This window comes from Corynebacterium sp. SCR221107 (assembly GCF_027886475.1).
In the GTDB taxonomy this organism is placed as follows: Bacteria; Actinomycetota; Actinomycetes; order Mycobacteriales; family Mycobacteriaceae; genus Corynebacterium.
In genome coordinates this window covers 829788-849770 of record NZ_CP115670.1, presented here as the reverse complement: position 1 = coordinate 849770, position 19983 = coordinate 829788, and the positions used below count along the sequence as shown (strand labels likewise).

At 61.2% G+C, this 19983-nt stretch carries 16 protein-coding genes, 1 tRNA gene and 1 riboswitch; of the genes, 4 read left to right on the top strand and 13 right to left on the bottom strand.

From position 1 onward, the window contains the following. Window positions 1-352: 352 nt before the first annotated feature. The 6 genes from PAB09_RS03885 to PAB09_RS03860 all read right to left on the bottom strand — a co-directional run bounded on the left by PAB09_RS03885 (window position 353) and on the right by PAB09_RS03860 (window position 7664). Window positions 353-1507: a hypothetical protein gene (locus PAB09_RS03885; RefSeq protein WP_271034748.1), complete on the bottom strand. Its 1155-nt coding sequence runs from the start codon at window positions 1505-1507 to the stop codon at window positions 353-355. A gap of 373 nt (window positions 1508-1880) precedes the next feature. Next, window positions 1881-2624 carry an amino acid ABC transporter ATP-binding protein gene (locus PAB09_RS03880; protein ID WP_271034747.1) on the bottom strand — a complete coding sequence of 248 codons (744 nt, stop codon included), beginning with the start codon at window positions 2622-2624 and terminating at the stop codon, window positions 1881-1883. Window positions 2625-2628: 4 nt separating this feature from the next. Next, window positions 2629-3519: an amino acid ABC transporter permease gene (locus PAB09_RS03875; protein ID WP_271034746.1), complete on the bottom strand. Its 891-nt coding sequence runs from the start codon at window positions 3517-3519 to the stop codon at window positions 2629-2631. Window positions 3520-3713: 194 nt separating this feature from the next. Further along, window positions 3714-4592, bottom strand: coding sequence for a transporter substrate-binding domain-containing protein (locus tag PAB09_RS03870; RefSeq protein ID WP_271034745.1), 879 nt, complete (start codon window positions 4590-4592; stop codon window positions 3714-3716). Between the two features lie 231 nt (window positions 4593-4823). Next, window positions 4824-5004, bottom strand: a riboswitch (Lysine riboswitch). 374 nt (window positions 5005-5378) lie between these two features. After that, window positions 5379-6314: a MaoC family dehydratase gene (locus tag PAB09_RS03865; protein ID WP_271034744.1), complete on the bottom strand. Its 936-nt coding sequence runs from the start codon at window positions 6312-6314 to the stop codon at window positions 5379-5381. Window positions 6315-6317: 3 nt separating this feature from the next. Continuing rightward, window positions 6318-7664, bottom strand: a complete 1347-nt coding sequence (locus PAB09_RS03860; RefSeq protein ID WP_271034743.1) for a 3-oxoacyl-ACP reductase — start codon at window positions 7662-7664, stop codon at window positions 6318-6320. Between the two features lie 411 nt (window positions 7665-8075). Here PAB09_RS03860 and PAB09_RS03855 point away from each other — a divergent pair, with 411 nt between their 5' ends. After that, entirely contained in the window at window positions 8076-9374 is a 1299-nt protein-coding gene (locus PAB09_RS03855) for an acetyl-CoA C-acetyltransferase (protein ID WP_271034742.1), read from the top strand. A 77-nt stretch (window positions 9375-9451) separates the two neighbouring features. Then, window positions 9452-11551, top strand: a complete 2100-nt coding sequence (locus tag PAB09_RS03850; protein WP_271034741.1) for an acyl-CoA dehydrogenase family protein — start codon at window positions 9452-9454, stop codon at window positions 11549-11551. Window positions 11552-11670: 119 nt separating this feature from the next. On the opposite strand, the gene PAB09_RS03845 is transcribed toward PAB09_RS03850, so the two are convergent. Genes PAB09_RS03845 through PAB09_RS03830 form a run of 4 tightly spaced genes read right to left on the bottom strand, consistent with a single transcriptional unit; the run spans window position 11671 to window position 15392 of the window. Beyond that, entirely contained in the window at window positions 11671-12033 is a 363-nt protein-coding gene (locus tag PAB09_RS03845) for a biotin/lipoyl-containing protein (RefSeq protein ID WP_271034740.1), read from the bottom strand. A 26-nt stretch (window positions 12034-12059) separates the two neighbouring features. Further along, window positions 12060-12323 (bottom strand): hypothetical protein, encoded by a 264-nt coding sequence (locus PAB09_RS03840; RefSeq protein WP_271034739.1) that lies wholly within the window; start codon window positions 12321-12323, stop codon window positions 12060-12062. A gap of 14 nt (window positions 12324-12337) precedes the next feature. Then, a complete protein-coding gene (locus PAB09_RS03835; protein ID WP_271034738.1) occupies window positions 12338-13894 on the bottom strand; it encodes an acyl-CoA carboxylase subunit beta in 1557 nt (518 codons plus the stop codon). A 16-nt stretch (window positions 13895-13910) separates the two neighbouring features. Beyond that, window positions 13911-15392, bottom strand: a complete 1482-nt coding sequence (locus PAB09_RS03830; protein WP_271034737.1) for a methylmalonyl-CoA carboxytransferase subunit 5S — start codon at window positions 15390-15392, stop codon at window positions 13911-13913. A 1190-nt stretch (window positions 15393-16582) separates the two neighbouring features. Between PAB09_RS03830 and PAB09_RS03825 the strand changes: the two genes are divergently transcribed. Continuing rightward, complete coding sequence (locus PAB09_RS03825) at window positions 16583-17035, top strand: hypothetical protein (RefSeq protein WP_271034736.1); 453 nt, start codon at window positions 16583-16585, stop codon at window positions 17033-17035. Then, window positions 17035-17250, top strand: coding sequence for a helix-turn-helix transcriptional regulator (locus PAB09_RS03820; RefSeq protein WP_271034735.1), 216 nt, complete (start codon window positions 17035-17037; stop codon window positions 17248-17250). The genes PAB09_RS03825 and PAB09_RS03820 overlap by 1 nt, the downstream gene beginning before the upstream one ends. A gap of 780 nt (window positions 17251-18030) precedes the next feature. Here PAB09_RS03820 and PAB09_RS03815 read toward each other — a convergent pair. The 3 genes from PAB09_RS03815 to PAB09_RS03805 all read right to left on the bottom strand — a co-directional run bounded on the left by PAB09_RS03815 (window position 18031) and on the right by PAB09_RS03805 (window position 19930). Then, window positions 18031-18103: transfer RNA gene (locus tag PAB09_RS03815), tRNA-Ala, on the bottom strand. 36 nt (window positions 18104-18139) lie between these two features. Beyond that, window positions 18140-19303, bottom strand: coding sequence for a cation:proton antiporter (locus tag PAB09_RS03810; protein ID WP_271034734.1), 1164 nt, complete (start codon window positions 19301-19303; stop codon window positions 18140-18142). A gap of 177 nt (window positions 19304-19480) precedes the next feature. Continuing rightward, complete coding sequence (locus tag PAB09_RS03805; RefSeq protein ID WP_271034733.1) at window positions 19481-19930, bottom strand: DUF4190 domain-containing protein; 450 nt, start codon at window positions 19928-19930, stop codon at window positions 19481-19483. Window positions 19931-19983: the final 53 nt, after the last annotated feature.

The following is a 19983-nucleotide window of genomic DNA, read 5'->3' as shown; positions in this document are numbered from 1 at the left end:
TTTGAGGCTGGCCCGCCGATGTCACCCGCGGGCGTGCTACTCGCAGCGCCCGGCGACCTCAGTGGCGATGCGCGACACCTTCCAACCAAAGGCAAACCAAAGTTTGTATTACCTTAGGTAGGTTACCCTTCGATAATGACCTCAGTAAAGACAACCTCATGTGGCAAATGTCATTTCCAATAAAATGACCCCCGCCACATTTTTGACGGAGGTCAACGAGAACCAAATGTCAGACCTGAAACGCCGTACGCCGACCGCGGAGGCACAACCGCAGTCGACGTAAAGGGGCCGGCTGAACTCTTTTTCGAATTACCGAGCGCGCGTCCTCGACGGCGTCTTCTCCCCCAGCACCCTATCCGGCAACGCCTAGGCCGTAGCCCACATGGCCTGGGCCCGGGGCGTTGAGGTCCGCGAGAATGGCATCCACCGGAGTGGAGACAGTGGGCATAAACAGCGCGCCTTGCAGCGGGGTGCGGCAGGCCAGCTCATAAAACGGTAGCGTGCCACCGTTGACCATGCCGACGGCACGATCGCCCAACATTACCGGCGCGCCGGAGTCACCCGGGCCTGCGCAGATTTGGGTGATCTGCACGCCCGGATTACTGCTCCAAACGATGCCGCACGTGGTACCTGTGGAAATGCCCTGCTTGCAGGCCACCTGGCCGGGCTGCAGATTGCCCTGGCCGAGCTGATTGACGGTCACGCCATTATAGGAATTGGTCACCTGCGCATTCGAGCCCAATTCGATGACCGAATAATCCATGTTTGCACCCTGGGCGACCACCGTGCCCGACGGTCCCACCCGCCAGGAATCGGCGGAGGCCACCGCGTCGCCGACCTGACCACAGTGTCCGGCGGTGATGGCAACCTTGTGGCCTGCGGCATCCACCCCGGTGAAGGCCACTGTGCAAAAGCCGCTCTCGCCAATGTAGATCGGCGTGCCGGGCCCGTACAGGGAGACCCCGCGCTGCTCCGCCTCGATGGACTCGGCCGGGATATCCGGCGCGCTAAAGTAGCTACCCTGCACCCGCTGGAGTACCGGCCCCGGCCGCCCGGCCAGAATCTGGGAGGCGATATCCGTGCGCCAGTGGTAGTCAGGACCGTCGGTCATCGGCTCGACATACTGTGCGCCATCACCGGCAGTAGCACCAGCAGCCTGCGCACCCAGCGCATCCGTTGCCGGCTGCACGACGGCGCTGGCCTGCTGGCGTGCCTGTTCTGCCTGTTTGCCAAGGTCCGCGTTAACCTGGCCTACCTGCGCCTCCAGCTGCGCCTGCGCTTCATCAAGCTGTGCTTGCACCTGGGCTCGCGCCTCGTCGACCTGCTGCCAGAAGGTGGCAATGCCAACGCCGAGCTGATCGGCAGCCTCCTGTGGCACCGCGGCCGCAACCTCCTGCGGCAGCGGTGCGGCCTCCTGCGCACCAGCGTGCGGCGCCAACCCCACCAACGCCGCCACCGACAGCAAAGCCAGCGCCGAGCCGGACCGCAACCTTCCTAATTTTCGCATGTCCCCGCCTTGGACCCTTTCCACATTGCAATTTCGAAGAAAATTCGCACCCAAGCCACCGGGCTGAGGGCTCTTCCTCTTCCCCATGCCGTGACCCTCCTGCTTTCACCATGAGCACAACCACAATTGATAGCCTGCACTCTGGTTAAGCTACACGGTCAACGCACACCTATGAAGACCACACCGACTTTACCCCCGCCCGCTACCCATACTTCGGTGCCACCGGCCCAAGGTATGGGCTGCCGAAGCAGCATGCAACACCGGCCGCGGTTCTTAATCTCTCAAGTTACACGCAGCAAACGGTCTTTTAATGCACAACGAAAAATCCCCAGCCACGGTTGGGCTGGGGACGCAGGAAAGCACGGGGCTGCGGCTACAGGTAGCGGGCGAGGAACTCTCGGGTGCGCTCCTTAGTGGGATTATCGAAGATCTGTTGCGGGGTGCCCTGCTCCTCGATCTTGCCATCGGACATGAACACCACATTCTTGGCCACCGTGCGGGCAAAGCCCATCTCGTGGGTGACCACCAGCATGGTCATGCCCTCGCGGGCGAGGTCCTTCATCACCGAGATGACCTCGCCGACCATCTCCGGGTCAAGCGCGGAGGTGGGTTCGTCGAAAAGCAAGACCTCTGGGTCCATTGCCAGCGCGCGCGAGATGGCAACGCGCTGCTTCTGCCCACCGGAGATCTGCCGGGGCTTGGCGTTGATGTACGGCAGCATGCCCACCTTCTCGAGGTAGAAGCGCGCCTTTTCCTCGGCCTCCTCCTTTGAACGTCCGAGCACAGTCTGCTGGCCTACCATGCAGTTTTTCAGGATGGACATGTTGTTAAAGAGGTTAAAGCTTTGAAACACCATGCCGACCTTGGAGCGGTACTTGTTCTGATCCACAGAACGGCCGTGAATGTCCTCGCCATGGAAGAGGATCTCGCCGCCGCTGGCGGTCTCTAGCATGTTGATGCACCGCAGCAGCGTGGACTTGCCGGATCCAGAAGCACCCAGGATGCAGGTCACGTCACCCGGGTGCACTTCGAAGTCCACCCCTTTGAGTACCTCGTTCTTGCCGAAGCTCTTGTGCAGGCCTTTTACCTCGATGATGGGGGTTTCAATCTCAGCCATGAGTTCACTTCTCCTTCTTGACCTGGTTAGCTTCCTGCTGCGCCTGCTGGTTCCCGGAGTGGGACCCTTGTGCGCTGTTATCCCGGAAGGTGTAGTTGCCAGCGGCCATGACCAACGGATCCTTATTCATCAGGTGGTAGCCGTTGTGCGCGTCCGGAGTTTCGTGGAGCTCATAGGCGTCCGCGCCGTCGAGCTTGCGCTCGAGCCAGCGCAGTAGGAAGGAGGAGACCAGGGTCAGCGTGAGGTAGCCGGCCATCTCGATCACGGCCGAGGGGAAGTACTTGAACACCGCGCCGGCGACCATGCGGTGGACGGAGAAGAACTCGGAGAAACCGATGATGAACATCACCGAGGAGTCCTTGATGTTGATGATGAAGTTGTTGCCGATCTGCGGGAGGATGTTGCGCAGCGCCTGCGGCAGCACCACCTGACGCATGGCCTGGAAATGGTTCATGCCGATGGCGCGTGCGCCCTCCATCTGGCCGGGGTCCACGCTGAAGATGCCGCCGCGCACTGACTCCGCAATGTAGGCTCCGGTGTTAATGGAGACAACGGCGATAGACACCGCCCAGAGGTTGGTGAACTGGAAGGCGTTGTTGGAGAAGTACGGCAAACCGTAGAAGATGAACACCGCCTGCAGGATCATCGGGGTGCCACGGAACAGCTCCACGTAAATGCGGATGATCGCGCGCACGATCCACAACAGCACGCGCTTGAGGGCGGGGTCGGACTTATCGTGCGGTATCGTCTGGAGGATTCCGCAGATGAACCCGATGATGCAGCCGAAGAAGGTGGCCACGATCGCAAGGATCAAGGTGTTGAGGATGCCCTTGCCGTAGGTCGCCCCATAGGAATCTAACAGGGTAAGTATGTCTTGCCACAGTTGTGCCAGCATGTCAGTTGCTCACTTCTTTTCTTCCGATCCAGGAACTTACACACGTCTGCCGGACGGCCACCAGGTAACGCTTTTGGCCAGGACTCCGGCGCGAGCATCCGTGCGCCGAGCAAGTAGAAATCCCACTCCCCCGGCGCTTTTCACCTGCCTCCGGCCGCCCTCGAGCCCTTCACCCGGTGGGGTCTGGGCGTGTACTAGTTGTTCTCGAGGGGCTGGATCTTGACGGCTTCTTCCATCTGCGCGGTGAAGTCGTCCTCAGTCTGGGTGGCAAGGAACTCGTCGATCTTGTTCTTGAGCTCGGTGTTGCCCTTGCGCACGGAGACGCCGATGTTGACATCCTCGTCGGAGACCTCGAAGCCCTGGCCCTCATCCAGGTTGACGATCTGCATGTCCGGGTATGCCAACACAGCGCCCTCGGCGGTGGGCATGTCGGTGACCACGTAGTCGACTTGGCCGGTCTCGAGTGCCATCAGCATGGCCGGTGCGCTCTCGGATGCGGACAGGCGGTTGGCGCCGTCGATCTGCGGGATGAGGGTGTCGTACCAAATGGTGCCGGTCTGGCTGGTGACCTTTCCACCGGCCAGATCCGCGAGGGACTTGGCGCTAGCGTACTGGCTATCCTTCTTGGTCAAGACGACGATGTTGGCGTAGAGGTACGGGCCTGCGAAGTCGACCTCCTGCTCGCGCTCGGCGGTCATGGACTGACCGGCGATGACGGCGTCGACGGTGCCGGACTGCACGGCCGGGATGAGGGAATCCCAGTCCAGCTGCTTGATCTCGAGTTCCCAGTTGTTGGCCTCGGCGATCTTCTTGGCGGTCATGACGTCGTAGCCGTTGGCGTACAGTTCGGAGTCCTTCATCTTCACCGCGCCATTGGCGTCGGTGGGCTGAGCCCAGTTGTACGGGGCGTAGGCGGCCTCCATGGCCACGGTCAAAACGCCATCCTCCACGCCGGATCCGCTGGTGCCGGCGCTACCGGAGGCGGAGGTGGAGCTGGAGTTATCGGTGGCGCTACAAGCGGCCAGGCCGAGTGCCATGCCGATGGCCATGACCTTCTTGACGTAGCTTTTCATGATGGTGCCTTCTCTTTCTCAGTCATCGTGTTTGAAGTGCTTGCCTTTGGACTTCCCGCAGGCAAACTGGCGCGAGATTCCTCATAAGCGTGAAGGCCATGGTGTCTTTGACCCTGTGGATGCCTAAGATTCCCAAGACTGTGCTTTCCAGCATGTACGCCATCGAGAAACTCAAGGAACCATAAGATAAAAGGAGCCATGAGATTCATGACTCCAAACGTTAAACGCACGTGTCATGACAGCTCTCCGCTTCACAGCGACAGTCCAGTAGATATTGTCCACTGGCCCGAAAACACGCAGGCCAGGACCTCACGCGCTTTCTCGGCGGCCGCCCCTTTCGCTTCCCAGTGCTTCCTAGCGCACGTGTCATAAGGGGAAAGCTACTCTTGTTGGCCGCGCCTCTATCATGCTTATGATTGCCCTAACCTTATGCAGCGTCACATACTTTGTGCAAGTAATTTCCGTCTCACGGGGCAGGAATCTTTCGCTCGTTTTCTGGGCACCATAGTTGTGCTTTCCGACGCCCACCGGCGCCGTTGCGCCCCAACCGTCCTCGCCGTTACCGCCAGCATCCCTTCCCTACAAGGATGGGCACGATCCCGGGCATAGCGGACTGAAGGAGCCCAGCGGCTATAGACGTCGGAAAGCACGGCGCCGCGCGCGAGCACGCCGCAAGCCAGGCCTGCGGGCATGCTGTCCCCGGCAACGGCGACACCGCGTCGAACGGCTCCATCCAGCAAGGCTGATGTCCTCGTGCCCTCGTTCATGCAGGTTGTGTGCGCGGGGTTAGAGCTGTTCCACCGTCGCGTGGGCGTGCACCTTCTCCGAATCCTTGGTCTTGCGAACCTGCAGATCCCAGGAGCCGTCCTCGCTTCGGATCGCCCAGCAGCTGATCTTCGCCGGCACCACGACCGGACGAGCGAAATCCACGGTGTGACGCACGTGCCCGTCTACCCGCCCCTCAAGGAGGGTGAGCATCTTTGCGGCGGTGTACATGCCGTGGGCGATGACCCCAGGGAAGCCGAAGGCCTTGGCACCCAGCGTGCTGGTGTGCACCGGGTTGCGGTCGCCGCTGGCTGCAGCGTAGGCATCGATATCCGCGCGGGTCACCTTCCACTGGGCAGTCTGCGCCACCTTCTTCGGCAGCACCGCCTCGCCTAGGTTGGTGCCGCGCTGCTCACCGCGGTCGACCACCGACGTGTCCGCCTTGGCGTCGAGCCTCGCACCGAGCCCCAGGAAGGTCGAGGTCTGAATCCATACCGGCTCATCATCGATCACCACCTCGGTGACGAGGTCAATGAGCAAACCTTTGCGGTGCGCGCGCAGGTTGGTGGCGTGGACGAGCAGGGAGAACTGCTCGTCTACGCCGATCGCGCGGCGCTGCTCGATCGAATTGGAAATATGAACCGCACCCATCGCGGCGAAGGGGAAATCCGGCTGTGACATGGTGTGGATGACCAGCGGGAAGCCCAAGACAAACGGATAGGTCAGCGGCAGTTGGTTCGAGGTTCGAAAGCCTACCGCCTGGTTGTAGGCGGCGAGGTTGTCCGAATCCACCCGCACCCCCACCACGGCGAACCCGCGGGTGGGATCGGACTTACCCGACCGCTTCTTGCCCACGCCCGGGACCCGGTCGACAGCAACCTTGCGGTATTCCTTGGCCAGCGCAGGGATGGCGGGCAAGGTGGTGTATTCGATGTCGTCGTGCACGTTATTCATCATGATTTAAGCCCCCATGATCGACTGGCCGCACACGCGAATGACGTTGCCGCTGACCGCACCGGAGGACGGCGCTGCAAGGTAGGCGACGGTCTCTGCGACGTCGATGGTCTGGCCGCCTTGCACCAGTGAGTTGGACTTGCGCCCAACTTCCTTGGGCACGGTGGGCATGGCGGCGGTCATCGCCGTCTCGATGAAGCCGGGGGCCACCGCGTTGATGGTTCCGCCGCGTGCGGCAAGCTCCTCCTTGAGGGAATCGACCAGTCCGATCATGCCCGCCTTGGTGGTGGCATAGTTGGTCTGGCCGCGGTTACCCGCGATGCCCGCGATGGAAGAGACGCCGATGATGGCCGGGTGCTCGCCCAGCTGATCGGATTCGATGAGCGCCTCGGTGATACGCACGGGGGCGACCAAATTGATGTTTTGGACCATGTTCCACATCTTTTCGTCCATGTTGGCCAGCAACTTGTCTCGGGTCACGCCCGCGTTGTGTACCAGGACGTCAATCTTGCGGCCGTAGCGCAGCCTAGCGTGCTCGGCGATGGTTGCGGCTGCGTTCGGGTCGGTGACGTCCAGCGGAAGGGCGGTGCCCTTGACCGCATTGGCGGTTTCAGCCAGTGCCTCGCCCGCCATGGGGATGTCCACGCAGATGACGTTGGCGCCGTCGCGGGCCAGGACTTCGGCCATGGTCTTGCCGATGCCACGGGCGGAACCGGTGACGACAGCGAGCCTGCCGGCTAGCGGCTTGTCCCAGCTTTCCGGTGCCTCAACGTCCGTGCCGGTGCCGGTGCTGCCGATGCGGATGACCTGCCCATCGACGAACGCCGACTTGCCCGACAGCAAGAAGCGCAGCGTGGATTCGATCTCACCCAGGCTCGATCCTGGTGCCGCGTAGACGAGCTGGGCGGTCGCGCCGTGGCGCAGCTCCTTGGCCAGGGAGCGGGTGAAGCCCTCTAGCGCGCGCTGGCTGATGCGGGCATCCGCACCGGCGCTGCCGGTGAGCAGCTCAGGGGTGGTGCCGAGCACGACCACGCGGGCGCACTTGCGAAGCTTACGCATCTGAGGATTGAAGACGTCGAAGAGCTCGTGGAGATCCTCGGGGCGCGTGATACCGGTGGCGTCAAAGACGATGGCCGCGCGCGGGGTGTCTGCGTTGGCGGGGATGAATTCATAGTCATCAGCGAGCAACTGCTCGAGCTCGGGGGCATAGGTGCCACTGCCACAGATAACCACTGGCCCGTCGAGGGCGGGCTTGCCTTCGACGTATCGGCGCAGCGGCACCCCCTGGGGAACGCCGAGCTTGCCAGCGGCGGAGGAGTTGATGAGGTTTTCCAGCAATCCTGTCTTGGCCATGATGGCCCGTCCTTTCTTCATGTCCCTTCCCCGTTTGCGGGAGGGTGCGAGAAATTTATGTGGTTTTTGTGGGTGGAGAAGTTGCGAATCTGAAGCTTCACAGACCCGTGGGCGGGGCCTGTCCCGGTACTTAAAAAGGACGCATTGGCGTCATTTCCTTGCACCGGGAGTGCAGTTTTCAGACCGTTTGTTTGTGCAGTTGCGGCGAAAAATACCCTTCGGTGACCCTTATTGTCCTATCTATTTTCCCAGCTCAACTACAATTTCGAGACTTCTTGTTCACTTTCGCCCTTTAACCTTTCTAACAACCTAGGTTAAGGTGATGTACATCATCTTGGTACGTGATGTAGGATACATTATCAAGACAACGTGATTTACGCCATATTACTTTCCTCAACAAAAGGAGTTCCGATGAGCACCACGTCTCGCCGCGTCGCCATTCTCGGCGGCAACCGCATCCCCTTCGCTCGTTCCAACCGCGAATACTCCAACGCTTCCAACCAGGACATGCTCACCGCCGCCATCGATGGCCTCGTCGCCCGCTATGGACTGCAGGATCTTGAGCTGGGCATGGTCGCCGCGGGTGCCGTGATTAAACACTCGCGCGACTTCAACCTCACCCGCGAATCGGTACTCGGTTCCGCGCTGGCACCTACCACCCCATCCATCGATGTTCAGCAAGCCTGCGGCACGGGGTTGGCGGCCGCTATCCTGGTCGCCGATGGCATCGCCGCAGGGCGTTATGAATCGGCCATCGCCGGTGGCACCGACACCATCTCCGATGCCCCCTTGGCCGTCGGCGATCAACTGCGCCGCACCCTCATCAAGCTCTCCAACGCGCGAACCGCCGCCGACCGCCTCAAGCTCGTTGGCTCGATCAGGCCAAGCCAGCTCGCCCCCGAACAGCCTGCCAATTCCGAGCCCCGCACCGGCCTATCCATGGGTGAGCACGCGGCCATCACCGCGCGCGAGTTCGGCATCACCCGCCAGGCTCAAGACGAGTTGGCGCTTGCCTCCCACCGCAATCTGGCTGCGGCCTATGACGCCGGATTCTTCTCCGACCTCATCACTCCGTTCCTCGGGGTCACCAAGGACACGAACCTCCGACCGGACGCAACCATCGAATCACTGGGCAAGCTCAAGCCGGTCTTTGGCAAGCAGGACGCCATCGACCACGGCGCACAGGCAACGATGACCGCTGGCAACTCCACCCCGCTCACCGACGGAGCCTCCGTGGCACTGCTGGGCACCGAGGCCTTTGCCAGCTCCCACGGGCTGGAGCCTTTGGCCTACCTCGTCGACTCGGAGACCGCCGCCGTGGACTACATCCACGGTCCCGACGGTCTGCTCATGGCCCCCACCTACGCCGTTCCTCGCCTGCTGGCACGAAACGGGATCAGCCTCCAGGACTTCGACTTCTACGAGATCCACGAGGCCTTTGCCTCCCAGGTTCTGGCCACTACTGCCGCGTGGGAATCCGACGAGTACTGCCGCCAGCGGCTGGGCCTCGATGGCGCGCTCGGCCCGATCGATACCGCCAAGCTCAACGTCAAGGGCTCCTCGCTGGCAGCTGGCCACCCATTCGCCGCAACGGGCGCCCGCATCCTGGCCACGGCCGCCAAGACGCTGCACGAAAACGGTGGCGGGCGCACGCTGGTCTCCATTTGTGCGGCAGGCGGCCAAGGCATCGTTGCCATCCTCGAGGCATAACAGACCCCTCTCCAACGACAACTTCATCCTATTCACCCCATCCTCTTATCCTTTCGACTTCAAGAAGGAGAACACCAATGTCCACCATCACCAAGGCTCAGGAAAACGCCAAGGCCGTTGCCAAGAGCGCAGTCAAGAACGCTACGAAGGGTTCGTCCAAGGCGGCTGCCAAGGACGCACACCTTCCCAGTCCGCTTCCTGCTACCCCGGATCGCCAGGCAGTCGATGACCTGCGCATGATTCTCGACGGGCAGTTCGGCGAGCTGCGCGAGGATATCCGTGAGCTACTTAACGATCCTTTCTTCCTGCCGAAGATCGATGGCACTCTCGATGAGATCCGCGACGATATCCTGCCCGTTCTCGAGCGCTTCCGCGACGCCGGCTACGCCTACGATTCCTTCTCCCGCGCCAACGGTGGCTCTGGCAAGGCCGACCGCGCCATCATCGGCCTCGAGACCCTAGGCCATGCCGACCTTTCCGCCATGGTCAAGGCCGGCGTCCAGTGGGGCCTGTGGGGCGGCGCCATCGATAACCTTGGCACCGAGCGTCACCGCCACTACATCAAGCCCACCATGGATCTGGAGTTGCTCGGCGTCTACGCCATGACCGAGATCGGCCACGGCTCGAATGTTGCCCAGCTGCAAACCACCGCGACCTACGATCCGGAAACCCAGGAATTTATCATCAACAGCCCCACGCCTTCGGCAAAGAAGGTCTACCTGGGCAACGCCGCCCGCCACGGTCGCATTGCCGCTGTGTTCGCGCAGCTATACACCCCGGGCGTGGAGGAGTCCCACGGCGTGCACTGCCTGATCGTTCCGATCCGCGATGAGGATCTCAACCCGCTTCCTGGTGTCACCATCGGCGACCACGGCCACAAGGGCGGCCTGCTCGGCGTTGACAACGGCACGCTCCTGTTCGACAACGTGCGCGTCCCGCGTGAGAACCTCCTCAACCGCTTCGGCGATGTGGACGAGGCCGGAAACTACACCTCCCCCATCGAGTCGAAGAACCGCCGCTTCTTCACCATGTTGTCCACACTGATCCGTGGTCGCATCGCCGTCGGCGGTGCCGCCAATGCGGCAACCCGTTCTTCGCTGGCGATTGCCCTGCACTACGCGACCCAGCGTCGCCAGTTCTCCCCCGGCGGCAACGAACCGGAGAAGCGCCTCATCGAGCACCGCTCGCACCGCCTGCGCCTGCTGGTGCCGCTGTCCAAGACCTACGCGCTGATGCTCCTGCAAAACGAGGTCACCGCACGACTGTATGAACAGCAGCGCCAGATCGCCGAGGGCGTGCTCGACCTTTCCAACCCCACCGAGGAGCAGCTGATTGCCTCCCGCGAGCTGGAGAGCTGGGCGGCGGGACTAAAGGCCATCTCTACCCGCCACGCCACCCGCACCATCCAGGAATGCCGCGAGGCCTGCGGCGGCGCAGGCTACATGTCTGAGAACCTGCTGACCACCTTCAAGGCAGACTCTGACGTGTTCACCACCTTCGAGGGCGATAACACCGTCCTCATCCAGATGGTGGGCAAGGAAATGCTCACCGCCTACGCCCGCGACATGGGTGACCTGTCCACTCTGGACATGGTCAAGTACGGTTTCGACGAGGTGTCCGACCTGGTTCGTCGCCGCTCCGGCTTGCACAAGACGGTGCAGGCAGCCCTCGATGCCGCTCGCCGCAATGCCGAGAATTCCCTCTTCGACCCCGGCTACCAGGTCGATCTCCTGGAGCAGCGCTCCCAGTCCATCCTCAAGTCCCTGGCTGGCCGGATGCGCGATGCTCGCAAGCTGGAGTTCGACGAGGCCGCCATCGAGGTAGACAAGGCGCAAGATCACCTCATCGCCGCCGGCTGGGCGCGCATGGAGTCCTTGGCTCTGCAGGCGCTCGTCGAGGCAGAAGGCAAGCTGCCCAAGGACTCCTCCGCCCGCAAGGTGCTGGAGCAGGTCCGCAACCTCTACGCATTGTCGACCATCATCGAGGACGCCGGTTGGTTCGAGGAGCACAACGTGCTTCCTTCCAGCCGAGTACGCATCGCCCGTGCTGCCCAGCGCGACCTCGTGGACTCCCTCGCGCCGTGGGCTGAGGTTCTCGTCGACGCCTTCGGTGTCCCCGAGGCCATCTGGAACGTCCCAATGCTCAACCAGGCTGGCGTCGAAGGCCCGCGCTACTAGATCCAGCTTCTAGGACGTCGGCGGGCACCGCGTGCTTGCCGACGTCCTCCCCGAAAGCTAAGAAATGCCCCGCATGAAGCGGGGCATTTCTTATTGCGTCAGGCCGTATGTTGCACTGCCTAATCGATGACGATCAGAGCCTGGCCACCCTGGACGGACTCGCCGACCTCGACGCGGATCTGTCCGACCACACCGGCGCTCGGTGCGGTGATCTCGGTTTCCATCTTCATGGCCTCGAGAATGAGCAGGACCTGACCCGCCTCGATCTCGTCGCCTTCGTTGACGAGGATCTTGAACACGGAACCGGCCAGCGGGGCGACGACCGCGTTAGCGGAGACACCCTGCACGGATGCGGTTGCGGGCTCGGAGTGCGTCTGCGCTGCTGCGCCACCGAAGACGATGGGGCCCAGCTGACGCTGCTCCTCCTCGACCTCTACCTCGACAGAGTAGGCAATGCCATTTACTGTCACGTTGAGTTTCATACTGTTTAACCCTTACTTGAAAGTGCCTACAACTGGCTTGGAATGTGGTGCTGAACCTCTTGGCGTCCCTGCGCAGCCCAGGTGCGGTGGCGTGCAAACTTCACGGCCTTGACCCGACCCCGGTTACCCAGGAAGGCAGAGACAGCAGCGGAGATGGCGATGATGACGTCCTCCGGGATGGAGGCGTCCGAACGACGGCGCAGCTCGGCGATCTCGGACTCGGCGGCGTCGAGGCGCTTGGTCAGATTCTCGACGAGCGCGAGCAGCTCCTCATTGTTTGGTTCACTCATGACGATTCCGATCTTTACACCGGACCCAGGCCGTGCTTCTTAGCAGGGCGGGTCTCGCGCTTGTTGGTAAGCACCTCAAGGGCATCCGCGATGTGCAGGCGGGTCTCGGCCGGGTCGATGATGTCGTCGACCAGTCCGCGGGAGGCTGCCATGAACGGAGTGGAGAAGGTGTCCTTGTAGAGCTGGATGAGCTCCTCACGCTTGGCTGCCTTGTCCTCGGCCGCCTCGATTTCCTTGCGGAAGACCACGTTGACGGCACCCTCGGCGCCCATCACGGCGATCTCGGCGGTTGGCCACGCGAACACGCGGTCTGCACCCAGGTCCTTGGAGCACATGGCCAGGTGTGCGCCGCCGTAGGACTTGCGCAGCTCGATGGTGATCTTCGGGACGGTGGCTGCGGAGTAGGCGTACAGCATCTTGGCGCCGTGCCGGATGATGCCGCCGTGCTCCTGGGCGACACCAGGCATGAAGCCGGGGACGTCGACGAAGGTGACCAGCGGTATGTTAAAGGCGTTGCAGAAGCGGATGAACTCGGAGCCCTTGTCGGAGGAGTTGATGTCCAGCACACCGGACATGACGTTGGGCTGGTTGGCGATGACGCCGACGGTGCGGCCAACGATGCGGCCGAAGCCCACCACGATGTTCGGGGCGAAGCCCGCCTTGACCTCGAGGAAGTCGCCACGGTCGACCACGCGGGCGATGATCTCGCGTACGTCGTAGCCCTTCTTGCCCTCCACCGGGACGATGTCGCGCAGGGACTCGTCCGGCTCCACGATCGGATCCGGGTCCACCACCGGCGGCTCTTCGGTGTTGTTCTGCGGCAGGAAGCTCAACAGCTTCTGGGCGATGAGGATGGCCTGCTCGTCGTCGTCGGCAACGAAGTGGATGTTGCCAGCCTTGGTCATGTGGGCATCGGGGCCACCGAGTGCGTCAGCGGTAACCTCTTCGCCGGTCACGGACTTGATCACGCCCGGGCCGGTGATGAACATGTTGGCCTTGCGGGTCTGGATGATGAAGTCGGTCAGTGCCGGCGAGTAGGCAGCGCCACCGGCGCAGGGGCCGGCGATGATCGAGATCTGTGGGACCAGGCCGGAAAGCAAAACGTTCTGGTAGAACACCTTGCCGTAGCCGGACAGGGAGTCGATGCCCTCTTGGACGCGGGCTCCGCCGGAGTCGTTGATGAACACGAACGGCGTGCCGGTGGTAGCGGATGCCTTCATCATGGCGGCAACCTTGTTGGACTGGGTTTCACCAGCCGAGCCGCCCATGACGGTGAAGTCCTGGGAGGCGATGTGCAGCGGGCGTCCGAAGACGGCGCCGGTGCCGGTGACCACGCCGTCGGCTGGGGCGACTGCCTTATCCATGCCGAAGTGGGTGGTGCGGTGCTTGGCGAACATGCCGGTCTCGTGGAAGGTTCCCTCGTCCACAAAGGCATCGATGCGCTCGCGGGCGGTGAGCTTGCCCTTGGCGTGCTGCTTCTCGATCTTGTCGGCGCCGCCACCGAGCTTGACCTCTTCGCGGGCCTTGGCCAGCTGTTCGAGGCGCTCGGCCATTGACTTTTCTTCAGCCATTGTTCTTCAAACTCCTTTACTCAGCCGGTTCGACGTGGACGGTCTGGGTGCGGCCACCGACGGTGACCTTGTAGGTAATCGGCTCGAGAACGGCCTCGTTCTCGCGCTTCTTGATCAGCGCTGGATCCTTGCCCACGTTCTTCGGGCCCTCCGGGCGGGTCTTGAAGAAGCCTGGGGCAACACCCGGGAACAGTGCGTTGATGAGCACATCCTCGTCGGTGCCGTTGAAGCCCTCTAGCGCCTTGGCTTGGTCGACCAGGTTATCCCACTCTGGTTCGAGCAGGTCGGCTGGGCGGACGGTGATCTGCTCCTTCTTGGTCTGTGCCTCAGCCTGCTTAATGAGCTCTGGGTTGCGCTCGCCGATGCACTCGCCGTAGTAGCCGAGCATAAGGTCAGCGAACTCGGCGGTCATGACCTTGTAGCGGCCCATGAGGACGTTGAACACGGCCTGGGTGCCCACGATCTGGGAGGAAGGAGTCACCAGCGGAGGGTAGCCTGCATCCTTGCGCACGCGCGGAACCTCAGCCATAACCTCATCGATGCGGTCACCAGCGCCCTGTGCGGTGAGCTGAGACTCCATGTTCGAGAGCATGCCGCCCGGGATCTGGGACAGGAAGATGTTGGTGTCTACCAGCGTCTTCGACTCGAATTCCTTGTACTTCGGGCGAATGGTCTTGAAGTGGTCGCGGATCTTGATGAGGCGATCCATGTCCAGGTCGGTGGTGTAATCCATGCCCTCGAGCAGCTCGACGAAGGACTCGGTTGGGTTGTGGCCAGGTCCAAGGGACAGGGAGGAGATGGCGGTGTCAACGACGTCCGCGCCGGCCTCGATGGCCTTGAGCAGCGTGACCATGGTGACGCCGGTGGTGGAGTGGCAGTGGACGTTGATCTGGGTGTCCTCGCCGTAGGTTTCCTTGATGCCCTTGACGATGTTATAGGCGGCCTGCGGCTTGAGCAGTGCGGCCATGTCCTTGAGCGCGATGGAGTCAGCGCCCATGTCCAGCAGCTGGCCGGCAAGCTTGATGTAGCCTTCCGTGTCATGCAGCGGGGAGACGGTGTAGCAGATGGTGCCCTGTGCGTGGCCGTCGACCTTCTTGACGGCCTGCATGGCGTGCTCGAGGTTGCGCGGGTCATTGAGAGCGTCGAAAACGCGGAAGACGTCCATGCCGTTTTCCTTGCTCTTTTCGACGAACTTGTCGACGACCATGTCCTCATAGTGGCGGTAGCCGAGCAGGTTCTGACCACGCAGCAGCATCTGCAGACGAGAGTTAGGCATCAGCTTACGGAACGTGCGCAGACGCTCCCAGGGATCTTCATTGAGGAAGCGGATGCAGGCATCAAAAGTGGCGCCACCCCAGCACTCGACGGACCAGTACCCAGCCTGATCAATATCTTCGCATGCTGCGACCATGTCTTCCATGGCCATGCGGGTTGCAAACAAGCTCTGGTGCGCATCGCGCAATGCGACCTCAGTCACTCCGATTGTTCTTTGGCTCATACCCCACAATGTAGGCGTATTTTTGGCCGTTTGCAGAACCAAAAGCATTTGGCAAAAGTCACATCACAAAAGCAACATAATCCAACATCAAACAACAATTCCGTTTTGCCTGCACAAGGCGATTTTGTCCTCACATCGACACTATTGTCTGACCACTGTGACTTTTGTCTCCGACCAAATTTTACTGCAATAATTCTGAACTAAATTGTCGCCTGACGCGTCGTTTTCACCCGATCGGAAAGCCCGCCTTGCTCACGGCTTTACTCTCGATCCCTTACCACACGCCGTACCACGGCACGGTCCGTTTGCCGCCACATGTTCCAGCCCTATTTGCTCACCGACGCCCTGCAGCACCCACCGTCCCCGAGGCCTTCTTATTCGCCGCGGGCACCCCTCCCCCAGGACCCCACGGGCTGCCCACCAGTACCAGCACAGCACACCACCTACACGCACTAGACTCGCTACTCCCGCTCCCGCACTGTCGCCTCGGAAGTGGGCACGACGGCGGGCTTAGACCATGGCGCTTACACACGAGACCGAAAAAGCCCCGCAACGAGCACTCCATGTCATTATCTTCGGCGAACCCGAGGGCGGTCCCTTTACCGTTCGACGGTGAACGGTGTCTAAGACGATCGTTGTTTCACCACCACATCATGGGCCGAGTTGCGAAGCGTTAGCACTCTTAAGTCATATGACTCGGGACCTGTCCTCGTCTCACCGCACGTGAAGACTTGAGTTCAGTTCGGGAGACCGCCAACTATCCAACGCGGCGTCAATCCATACTGACGGCAAAGCTGGAAGCCAACAGGACCTTGGGGGTCAAAGTCATTGATCGCCGCCTTCATCCAGCCCCACTGTCGCGATTGCGTCGCGCGCACGGAGTTGCTTGACTGCGCCCATCGGCCCGGACTAGCTGACGTACGGAGCGTTGCCGTTCACATTCACTTCACGGCACATGCTGTAGTCGGGGGCAAAAGGACGATTCACAATCTCCGAGAAGAATCTTGCATATCAAACCAGAAGGTCAAGACCGAAAAGCGGGAAAACTTACACTCTTGTCGCATAGCCCCAGTCAACCGATGAGGCCGGCTGATTGTCGTGACGCGAACAACGTAAAGAATACTTGACGTAATAGAAACTTGACGTCTAATCTTATTTACGTCAAGTAAACTGTACCCAGGGAGGGCATTGTGGAACCCCGGAAATGGGGGCACACCAAGAGCGGGCGTCCCGCAGCGCCTATCGGCCTCGTCGGCGGAACCGCCATCGGCCTGCTGTTCGGACTGCTGCACTTAGCCGCGAACAGAAGTGACCCCCAGGGGTGGATGATGGCGCTCGCCATCGCGTTCGTTGCCATTCCGATGGGCTTTGGGCTCATCATCACGCTCATCGTCGATCGCACCACCATGACGGGCGCCGTCGTGCATCCTGAGGAGTCCGTGGAGGCGCAATGGGTCCAGCGAGCCGGCTATTACGCGTTTCTCACCGTCATGATCATTCTGTCGGTATTCGAAATGGTCGCCCTGTTTCTCCCGTCCCTGCGCGAACTGCACATCCATCGGGATTGGCTGTGGGGCGTAGTGCTCCTCGGCTGGGCGAGCTTCGGCATCGCATACCTAGTCCTCAAGAAGCGTGAGGCCTGATGCACAACCACTTGGTGGAGCAACGCGCTCGGCTGGGAGTCTCTCAAGAGAAACTGGCAAAGATCCTCGGCGTTACACGGCAGACCATCATCTCCGTTGAGAACGGCAAGCACGATCCCTCCCTTTCGCTGGCGTTCAACATGGCAAAGGTCTTCGGATGCACGGTGGACGACCTTTTCGAGCCCGATCCGTGGCAGCCCCTCGGGCAGGTGTGAGGAACGAGCTCCGGAAATCGAAAGGCCGACAGCGGCACCAGAGCACCTTCTGCACCTAGGCCACACTCTTAGGACTACTTCTGTGCCTCTCTGGCGCAAACCTGGTCTTTTTCTACATTCAATGGCTCTGAGGCAACCGTCTTAAAAGGGGCAGCAACGTGGGTGTTGATCACCCACGTGCCTTGTGCGTGCCGACGCCCACCACCCCCTGATGCCTTAAGCCACGATCAAAACTTCATGCCTGCTGCCCGCTGCGGTGAGCCGTTGCCATCCGCTGCGTTGCACGCTTCCCCAAGCTTGTGGTTGCAGAGCTCCCGGGCCAGCCGCTCGTCGGCAACATCTTCGTGTTTTGGCGCTGGATTTCACCCTGCGGCGATCCCTTTGTAAGTGGGGTTGGGTATGAGGAGGTCAGTGGGCCGGGATCGCGGCTACCGTCTTTGTCAACGGAGGCTCCTTCCATCTTATCGAGGTTGATCATGGGCTACTCCCGTCGCGGGTCGCCACTTCCCTGTAGGTGTTACTGGACTCGGTGCCGGTGGCTTAGCATCTGGCCCACTCTTTTAACAGAAGCCCATACTTTCCCGGCTCCCCGAGTCCGAGCCCCGCGCAACCGTGCACCCCCAATCTCGACCTTCGTAAACCGACCAGAACTCTCACGCCACCTGTGTCCGAGAAATACTGAACCCCCTCCAGACCCGCGAAATACCTAGTACAACGCGGAACCCGGGGGGGGGGATCGAAACATACTCACAAATTTGTATCTGAAGTGAGTACAACATGTGGAGCATAGGGGAATTGAACCCCTGGCCTTCGCATTGCGAACGCGACGCTCTACCAACTGAGCTAATGCCCCAATGCGTTTGAAGCATACTCTTCAGTTACGCGTTTGTTAAACCGCCCCCTGACCTTCGCCTTTACCTTCCATGGTTCCGGGTGACGATGCGAGTTGTGTTGCGATGGTTGGGGTTACAAGCGCCACGGCAAGGATGCTCAGTATTGCCCCCAGTAGGAAGGCCGGTGCCTCCCAGTCCGCCAGCAACCCATGGGTCGAGCCGATGGCAACCGCGCCCACCGGGATTCCCAATTGGCCCGCCGTGGCAATCGCCATCCGCCACGGCTGCCCCATCACCGTAGGAAGGAGGTGAATGAATACACCGGCGACAGCAAGCACTAGGCCAAGGAGAATGCCCGTGGGAGCGTCGGCAAGCGCGCGCAGATTGATGGATGCCCCCAGCCACACAAAAAACAGGGGTGCGAAGAAGCCCTCGGTGAGCGCAAACATTTGGCGCTTGAGCCGCTTGGGCTCACCGTTGACGCTTACTGCCAGGCCGAGGGCGAAGCCAGCGAGCATGACCGACACCCCGAAGTAGCTTGCCACCCCGGCAAGGATAAAAAGGGCAACCAAGACGATGCGCATTTCCAGCGCAAGGTTGCGCTTCTTGGACACCTGTCGGAGGCGTCTGAGATGCCGGTTGCGCGCAATCAGGCCGTAGACGCAGGCCAATACAATCACCAAGCCTGAGCCGATCAACGCATGCCTCACGCGATCGGGCGCCAAAACAATGGGCAACGTGATGATTGCTGCAGCGTCGGCGATGGCAATCTGCATGATCATCGCCGTTGGCTGCGCGCCGGTGATCTTTGCCCCGCCAAGCGCCGGGATCACCAGCGACGCCGATGACGACGCCACAATGACAGCATAGAGCAGGCCGTGATTGGTGCCGAAGAGCCAAGCCAATCCCACTCCGACCGGGACCGAAAGCATGCCGACAATAACAGCGTGCCCCAGCCCGCGACGCAAACCGACGCGCATCTGCGGGTCATGGAAGGGGACATGCGTGCCGGCGATAAACATCACCAGCGCGAAGCCAACCTCAGCCATAAAGGAGAAGGTTGCGTCGGTGGCATCGAAGATGCCCCAACCGGTAGCGCCAAAGATGAGTCCCACCGCCAACTCCCCGATGACCACCGGCACCGACAAACGCCGGGGCAGATTCAGCGCGGGCCCGACCAAAGCGACCAAGCCCAAAAGCGCCAGGAGAAAGAAGTTCACCTAGCGATTTTAACGAGCCACGCATGGTTTGCGTGTTGTGGGCTCTTCGTTACGCGCCGCGCCACAGGCGCCCAAGCCGTGCGCGCCTGGGTCAAGACGGAAAGAATTCTTCTAAGAAAACGCCGCAGTGTCGTTCGGATTCGAGGCCGGAGGCCTGGTGTCCTTGGCTTCGACGACCTAATTATCAAAGAAGTTGGGGATTCCTGTCACAATTAAGATTGCAATGGTGACCAGCACAATGGCGCAGGAGACGTATCCCAGGATGGTACCCGCCAAAGCCATACCGCGACCGCCTTGATTTGTTTTCTTGATCTGCCGCAGTGCAGCTTGCCCGAGGAATACGCCGAACGGCGGGAAAATTAAGGCACCAACGAGGGCAAAGATGGACAAGATGTTGGTTGAGCCATCGGGAGCCGGGTCAACCTGCTGGGAATAGAGTTTGCCGGAAGAATACGGGTTTAACGCAGGATTCGTCGGCGCATTCGATGCACTCGCGCCTTGTGAGCCAGGCACAGCGTATTGATTGGCTGCGTCACCTTGGGCGTGTTGATTCCAATAGGAGTTGTACGGGTAGCCACGCACGTCGTCAACTCCTGCGTTGTGGCCCGGCCCATAGATGTTGCTCATTGTCGCCCCTTCTCTTTTCTCCTCTTGCTGTAACGAGCGTTCGAACGCACGCG